A 7,113-nucleotide genomic window follows, 5' to 3' on the forward strand; every position below is an offset into this window, starting at 1 on the left:
ATAAAATATCTTATTATGAGTTTTTCACGACTGGCATACACTGCACAACCTCACCCCGTAATAGTTTCCCATTTTCTTTTTTGTTTCGCCTAACGCCATCTACGCCCCAAGTACCCCATTGCTTAAAGAAGAACGGTATATGTTTAGCATCCGCTTGTTTCTTTATGTTCAATACCCACTCTTCTTTCATTGGACGAGCTTGTGTGCCACTTTCTCCGCCAACAATTATCCAATCTATTCCTGTCAGATCCAATTCTCCTAAGTCTTCTAGCAAAGGCTCACACGATATAAATTTAACATGTGCTTTTAAGTCGCGAAGACAATCTAATCTGAATTTGGTTGCTTGCAACTCAACAGTAACACCAACCCATACGTTTTTAGGAATCTGTCTGCTGGCAAAGTATTCCGCCAGCCGTTCTGCTCGTTTAGTTAATATTTGATAATTATGGCGCGGCGTCTCTTTGATTACTTGCATAACTTTGTCGATGAAATCAAATGGGACATCTTTATGGAATAAATCGCTCATTGAACAGACAAAAATCACGCATGGATTTTTCCATAACATTGGCTCTCTTAGCACATCACTATGTGTGGCAACATTAAAGCCATTGGCGTATTTAGGCTTATTCATCCCTTTTAGTCTGCGTGCCATTACAGCAGCATAACAATGTTCACACCCCATAGATATTTTTGTGCACCCAGTTACTGGATTCCAAGTCTTATCTGTCCACTCTATCGATGTAGTTGCCATAATTTATTGGAATGTCAAAATACAGTCTTTTGATATAAGGACTGATACGTAATGCTGCTTCTGATCTGTAAATACAGCCTCTAATTTACCCTCATCTTTGAGAGACCGTAATGCATCCGTATAATGTTTTCTGCAATAATTACCCGTTGTTTGATGTTCTTCAAACAAATCAAATGCAGAGATCTTTCGCCCTTTGTATTGACTGTAAATTTGTTGTTTCAAATTGTCTATATTCATAGCTTTGACATCAAACAACTCATGTATAGGGTTGTTATACTGCTTAACATCAAAAGTATATGTATTAGCACCGTCAAATATAGTTCCGACATTGGCAAAGTCATTATAAATCGTCTTAATTAGGTCGAAGCCGCGTTTGCCTTTTGTTAAATGTAAAATATAATGGCTGGTAGTATCTATATCTTCTTCTTGGAATCTAAATGCTGTATAGTAAACCGTACCGCCTAATATCTTTTGATATTCCTTGCCAAGATTGTCAATTATTAATTGCAGTCGTTCCGAAGTTGTAGATTTAAATTTTCTATCTCTTTTAATGTCTTCGTAAGTGGTTGGAAATAAATCACGCATAAGAGGCTCAAACTTCTCATTCTCAAGAGCGGGATGAATTCTTTTCGTATTGATGAACAAAAATATCTCATTGCCCCAGTTTTTTAGGAATTGAGCCAACACATTAGTTTCTATTCCTTTATATCCAAAGGGGTCTATAAATAAGAGAGATGGAAACTCATTGTGTTTACCTATATGAGTATTTCTAATCAGAAATTCAGATATTTTTTGATGCTCACCAACAGTTTTATCTTCAAAGACCGGCTTAATAGCAAATGACCCATCGGGAAACTCATTTGTAAAGTTTTCTTTTAGCTGGGTTGAATAAGTATTATCGTTAAAGATAAATCTTACCTTATTGCGCAGATATTCATCCCTAATGCAATTTTGGGCGATTAAAATAGGAGTTGACGCATTTCCGTCCTCATATCGACCAGGGCCCACAAATAAATCTATATATCTTAATTGCTTGGGTCTGTGACTTTTTATTATAATTTTACAATATCTCGGGAAATACTCTGATACAATGCTTGCTTTTACCCGCGATGACATCGTTTGAGATTCAAAGAATTGTGATTCTTTCATATTTACCAATTATTATACCACCCCTACGGATTTTTTCATTACTTCCTATTAAGAATTTATCTAAAACTGACACCTAAATTACATAGCATATCCTCTATCAAAATCTGCTTGAGATTGCGCTGGAACTAACTTACGAATACTAGCTTTATCTTGCTTTCTACCATCCACAAAACCGTGGTCTTTACATATATTTTCAATGAATTCATTGCAGTTAACCCTCTGTAATACATTACCCCTGTTCCCGGCAGTATATCTTAAATTCCATATATTAGGCATATTCGGTGTGTGAATCTGGATACGTCCCCCACTACCCCAAGCCTCTTGGTTCTCATTATGCTCCCATACAATAGAAGTCGTACCATCTGATTTTGCCAGATAGCCCAATAATGAATAAAATTCATGCTCGTTTGCAAACTGCACCTGCTGTTCTGTGCCAAAACTCTGTTTATACATAATTTTACGCTGCGTTATATATTTGAACTAATCTTGTTTTGATTTCCCCAAATGTCAAGCTTGTGCTGAAATCAGTCGTAAGGCCAGTATTGATTACATACACAAATGATTCTTTTCTGTAATACCGCTCTCCCACAAGTCGTAACGAGGTCTCTATCGTATCGGCTTTTGCCAATAAGCATACTAATTGATAATCTTTATTTATCTGCTGTGTTTTGTTGCTTGGATGAGCCTTTGTATTATGTTGAGTAGCTGTAAGCAGTATCAAGTTCTCAACGTAATGCGCAATTTGGGGATAGTTGGCTTTGGGAAATATATGATGCACTTGCGTCGCTTCGCCATTTCCCCAAGCATCATTGACCTCACTAACCGTTTGTATTTTTCGTATCAATGCGATTGCTTTCTGAACATAGTAAGCATTTATCACTTCCTGCTGTTCTATCTGCTCCTGGCTCATCGCCTCTTGACGAGTTACGGTTTTGTCTTTATCCATATCTCGCCAGTTCTTTTTGTTATACATCAAATCAGAATAGTATGTTATCTTTCCGCTGCTACCGTGTAAATGATGTTCAGCAGCATACACATTGAATACCTTATGAAACATACGCCTGATGTCCAACCGAGAATGCGACGGGGTATTGCCATTGATTAGACGATAATATCTGTCGTAAATCTCATCTCTTGCCTCGACTGGATTATCGACGCTATTTCTCGCATATTCTTCAAAGTATTTCATAAAGCCGCTATCCGACATTACTTTCATAAAGTAGCAATAAAGGAAATTGTACGCATTACGGTCTTTGCGCGATATATAATCCAATAAATCTTCATTTGCTACCGAGAATGTCAGAGAACCATTAACTGTTTCGACATTAAGGATATGAGCATACGCCAAAAGTTTCAAAGGTTGGGATAACACCTTGTTGTACTCGTTGTATGCTTTTTTATCATTTGCCCAAGGCTTATTGAATATGACTCGTGAGTTCTGAATGAAGTATTGCGTCTCCCAAACATCATTGATAACAAACACAGATTTAGTTGCAACCATATTCAAAACACAATCTGCCATAAAGCACACAATATCTGGCGTGCATTTCTGGTCAACATACCTCGCATCGTGAGATTTGCGTATATCCAAGTCAAATTGGTTTAAGTATGCGTTAATAATCTCTCTCATAGTTATCTGTTGTTTACACGTTTCCCAAAAAAGAAGACAGAATTGTTATCAATGTTTAATGATCTTGTCCCCATATTGCGAGCAATGGCATAGAACCTTGCAAACTCATCTGTTGCATAGTATGCCAAGTCATCTTTGGATATATCGTCTTTCCCATTTATAAGCGTCAGTATTGCCACTGAGCCATCCGCTATACAATCCTTGGGCATTATGCAGGCGCGTGGATTGTATGTGAGATTAGGCAACAATACACAACCTTTTTGATTCAGATATTTGGCAACATCAAGATTGTCTACATTATCAATATAGCAATCGTAGTCCGGAATATCAATAATCTCATTATTACCTATGTTGCGAGATTTTAGCACTCTAATCTTACCCTCGCTCTTTGTTTTAGCCTTTGTGATGGTCCTATCTCGATATGCCTTAAACAGATTGAACTGCATCTGGCTGGCTACATCATCAAACTCTTTGCTTCTATAAATCAGCCAATAAGGATATTGCCCATCTGTCCAATAACTTTGAGGTAAAGTTTGAATGCTATTGGTTATGTATGACTCAATCCAAGTAGTTTTGCTCTTTGATACATTGTCAAGCACAAAGCATATAGTCTCAATCTTCACTTCCTTAAATCCCTTTTCGCCAAAATCCAATATGTGGCTAATATGCTTTGTGGCCATCAACTTACGCGTCAGATTGAACTCTGGGGCATTTATCAGGCTCTTGGGAACGATTAAAGACACAATGTCGCCAATCCTCATAGACTTTTCTATAAAGAAAGAGAAAATGTTGTTTGTTTCTTTATTATACGCCGACTTCTTATACCTTGCCAATTGCGCATTATCTTTTGTAATCTTCTTATACGGCGGATTTCCAACTATAATATCGTAGTGTTTATCAATGTTATACAGCAAAAAATCTGCGTAGATATAGTTGATATGAATATTGGTCGGCACATTTAACTTTGTTACCAATGCTTTCAATATCTCTATGCTGTTCGCATCAATATCAATTACATCTATATTCACTTGCGGAACGCTCTCATACTTCTGTATTAAGGTCGGCAAAAAGTTTCCTACACCAATAGCCGGTTCTAATATGTTGAGTATGTCGTAGTTCTTTGCGTCAGGCAAATTCTTTATGATAGCATAACATATATCTTGACGAGTGTAATATGCAGCATTGCTGTCTCGTCGCGCATTGGACAACTCTGCAATTTTAGACAACTCGACAAATGGCCTGCGGCTGCTGCTAATAAATTTCAATAAGTTTCTATGTTCGATAAGTTTGTTCTGCTTGATTATACTCGCAATGTCTTGGTCTATTAATGTATGTGAGCATAGCACTTTCTTGATTTTATGAGCAATCTGTTGGAAGATAATTGTAGGTACGGCTTCCCCAAGGTTCTGGCGGATGTTCATCTCCTCCTTTTTCAGGAAATCCTGTTTCTGCTTGTCGGACATTGCATTTAATTCACTAAAAGAAATATCCGTCCAAACGAAAGATGCAGGCACAGACATCATCAGCATTATCTCTCTAATGCTGAACACTCTGTTGTCTGATGGATGCACAGTGTTCTGACTCGCTAATATATCATTACGAGTATGGATGCACGGCGCAACTTTATTCCAGTATTGACGCGTGTATTTATCGCCATTCTTTTGGGCATTATATACTATTACACCGTCTTTTATAGTATGTGGTATTTTAGATATGTCTGTATTGTCGAATGCCGATTGCCCTTCTTTTATATCTGCAATCCAAGCCTCCATATGGGCTGAATATTTCCTAAAATTGTGATAAATATCTTTATCCCATATCTCACCCATCTTACTCAAAGAAGGAAGATGGCCAATAGTCTGTTGCAATGTTTTCTCCGGCTGTTTATCTGGAAATACATCATACGGGGTAACATCTTTTATGTCTTTCCTGACTCCAATTACCAATGTTCTGGTACGACTGGAAGGATTCCCATATTCCTTAAAATTAACAACACGATAAAGGATGTTATACGTTCCAGATAGATTAGTATCTATTGCCTCCTTTATGGTTTTGTCTTTACCGTCTATATCAGTACATACTGAGGTCAAAAATGCACGAACATTCTCATAAATAAAGAATTTAGGTTGAATCTGTTGTGTCATCTTAATAGACTCCACAACCAATGAATTACGCTTCAACTCATCTTTTTTCTTATGATTTGCCACAGACATACCTTGGCAAGGAGGGGTAGCTATTAGCACATCAAGGTCTGTGATGTTGTAGCCTTTTTCCCAACGTGCAAGTTCTGCAAACACTTTATCCTTGGTTTCCTGTGTAGTCATATCCCCGCAGATATACCCACTATCGTATACGCATTTGTGATTATAGGTCTGAATCTTCAATCGGCGCTCCAACAATTCTACCGTTGCGATGCAGTAGAAATTTTCTTCCTTGAATCCATAACAACCGATACCGGCACTACTAAATAGGCTGATATATGTATGAAGTCCATATGGGGATTTTACGTCAGGATTGCTCATCTTGATTGACTATATCATATTTTACTTTAACCATATTTATCTCTCTTGTTTCAATGTTTCTACCACCAATGACAAAGCCTGAGAAGCTATCTGTTGGTCATCAGATACTACAGCTGATACCTGATCTGCAAGCCACAACACTAATAAGTGTTCTGTATTCACATTAAATAGCCGGGATAAATAGGGACTTGCTCCTTTTTGGCTTTCCTTTCACCCCGTTCTATTTTGCAATATGTAGCCGTATCGATGTTCAATGCTGCAGCCAATTGGCGTTGCGGCATCTGTTTTTGAATACGTAATTCCTTGATTCGTTCTGACAACACAATTTTACTTTTTATGTCTTGACATTGTTTGGCAAATATACAAAAAATAATTTTGATCCGGAACAATCTTATAACAAGATATTTTTTTATTCTGCGGTAGGCATTATTCGTTAAGCTCATAGCAAAAGCAAATGGCGGATATGTCGAGCGCCAAATAGATTATTCGTCATATTTGCAATGTATGACACATCAGCAACAATAGAATGTCATAAGAGTAGTCATCTGCCACTTTTAGGAATGATTCATACATATCTCTTATATAACCCAACAATAATCGGGGGAGCCTAATCCCCATACACACTGTCGCTTGTATGGGAATGTCCACATAATCTGCAAGCAGAGGTGGATTGCAATGTACAATGATGATTTGTATTGTAATAAGGTATATAGGGAATAAATGTCTATCTTTACATGTGAAATAGTAATAATAGCCAACTAATTGAAAGAGAATTGTTAATCTTTTCTTCTTCCCAAGAAGTGGCTTTTAACACCAAGGGTCTTATGTTTCAAACATAAGGGTCGAATGTTTGAAACATACCTCCTCTATGTTTGAAACATTCCCCAAGGGGCAATTGAGATGCGTGAGAAACGTGATTGAACAGGATGAGGGAAATGGAATGATTTTATTTTACACTCGATGTGGAATTTATCCATAGAACGACAATCGGCACCAACCTTGAAACCAAGATTTAATCCCAAGAAAATTGGAATTTCCGAATTATTTCCTTAACTTTGTTA

At 37.4% G+C, this 7,113-nt stretch carries 6 protein-coding genes; all 6 read right to left on the minus strand.

Going from position 1 to position 7,113, the window contains the following annotated elements; genetic code table 11:
* Positions 1 to 13 precede the first annotated feature (13 nt).
* Positions 14 to 751, minus strand: a complete 738-nt coding sequence (locus Q0Z70_RS08095) for a phage Gp37/Gp68 family protein (RefSeq protein WP_298073585.1) — start codon at positions 749 to 751, stop codon at positions 14 to 16.
* A 3-nt stretch (positions 752 to 754) separates the two neighbouring features.
* Complete coding sequence (tcmP, locus tag Q0Z70_RS08100) at positions 755 to 1,900, minus strand: three-Cys-motif partner protein TcmP (RefSeq protein ID WP_298073586.1); 1,146 nt, start codon at positions 1,898 to 1,900, stop codon at positions 755 to 757.
* Between the two features lie 78 nt (positions 1,901 to 1,978).
* On the minus strand, positions 1,979 to 2,353 hold the full coding sequence (locus Q0Z70_RS08105) for a hypothetical protein (RefSeq protein ID WP_298073587.1): 375 nt from the start codon (positions 2,351 to 2,353) through the stop codon (positions 1,979 to 1,981).
* Positions 2,354 to 2,357: 4 nt separating this feature from the next.
* Positions 2,358 to 3,530, minus strand: coding sequence for a hypothetical protein (locus tag Q0Z70_RS08110; RefSeq protein WP_298073588.1), 1,173 nt, complete (start codon positions 3,528 to 3,530; stop codon positions 2,358 to 2,360).
* A 2-nt stretch (positions 3,531 to 3,532) separates the two neighbouring features.
* Positions 3,533 to 6,052: a DNA cytosine methyltransferase gene (locus Q0Z70_RS08115; RefSeq protein WP_298073589.1), complete on the minus strand. Its 2,520-nt coding sequence runs from the start codon at positions 6,050 to 6,052 to the stop codon at positions 3,533 to 3,535.
* A gap of 158 nt (positions 6,053 to 6,210) precedes the next feature.
* Complete coding sequence (locus tag Q0Z70_RS13555; protein ID WP_366807215.1) at positions 6,211 to 6,495, minus strand: helix-turn-helix transcriptional regulator; 285 nt, start codon at positions 6,493 to 6,495, stop codon at positions 6,211 to 6,213.
* Between the last annotated feature and the right edge of the window lie 618 nt (positions 6,496 to 7,113).

The organism is uncultured Bacteroides sp., assembly GCF_947632445.1.
Lineage (GTDB): Bacteria > Bacteroidota > Bacteroidia > Bacteroidales > Bacteroidaceae > Bacteroides.

Excerpts from the sequence above, each read along its gene's own strand:
- Q0Z70_RS08095 (WP_298073585.1), bottom strand. The coding sequence starts at position 751 with ATGGCAACTACATCGATAGAGTGGACAGATAAGACTTGGAATCCAGTA.
- Q0Z70_RS13555 (WP_366807215.1), bottom strand. The coding sequence starts at position 6,495 with ATGAGCTTAACGAATAATGCCTACCGCAGAATAAAAAAATATCTTGTT.
- tcmP (WP_298073586.1), bottom strand. The coding sequence starts at position 1,900 with ATGAAAGAATCACAATTCTTTGAATCTCAAACGATGTCATCGCGGGTA.
- Q0Z70_RS08110 (WP_298073588.1), bottom strand. The coding sequence starts at position 3,530 with ATGAGAGAGATTATTAACGCATACTTAAACCAATTTGACTTGGATATA.
- Q0Z70_RS08105 (WP_298073587.1), bottom strand. The coding sequence starts at position 2,353 with ATGTATAAACAGAGTTTTGGCACAGAACAGCAGGTGCAGTTTGCAAAC.
- Q0Z70_RS08115 (WP_298073589.1), bottom strand. The coding sequence starts at position 6,052 with ATGAGCAATCCTGACGTAAAATCCCCATATGGACTTCATACATATATC.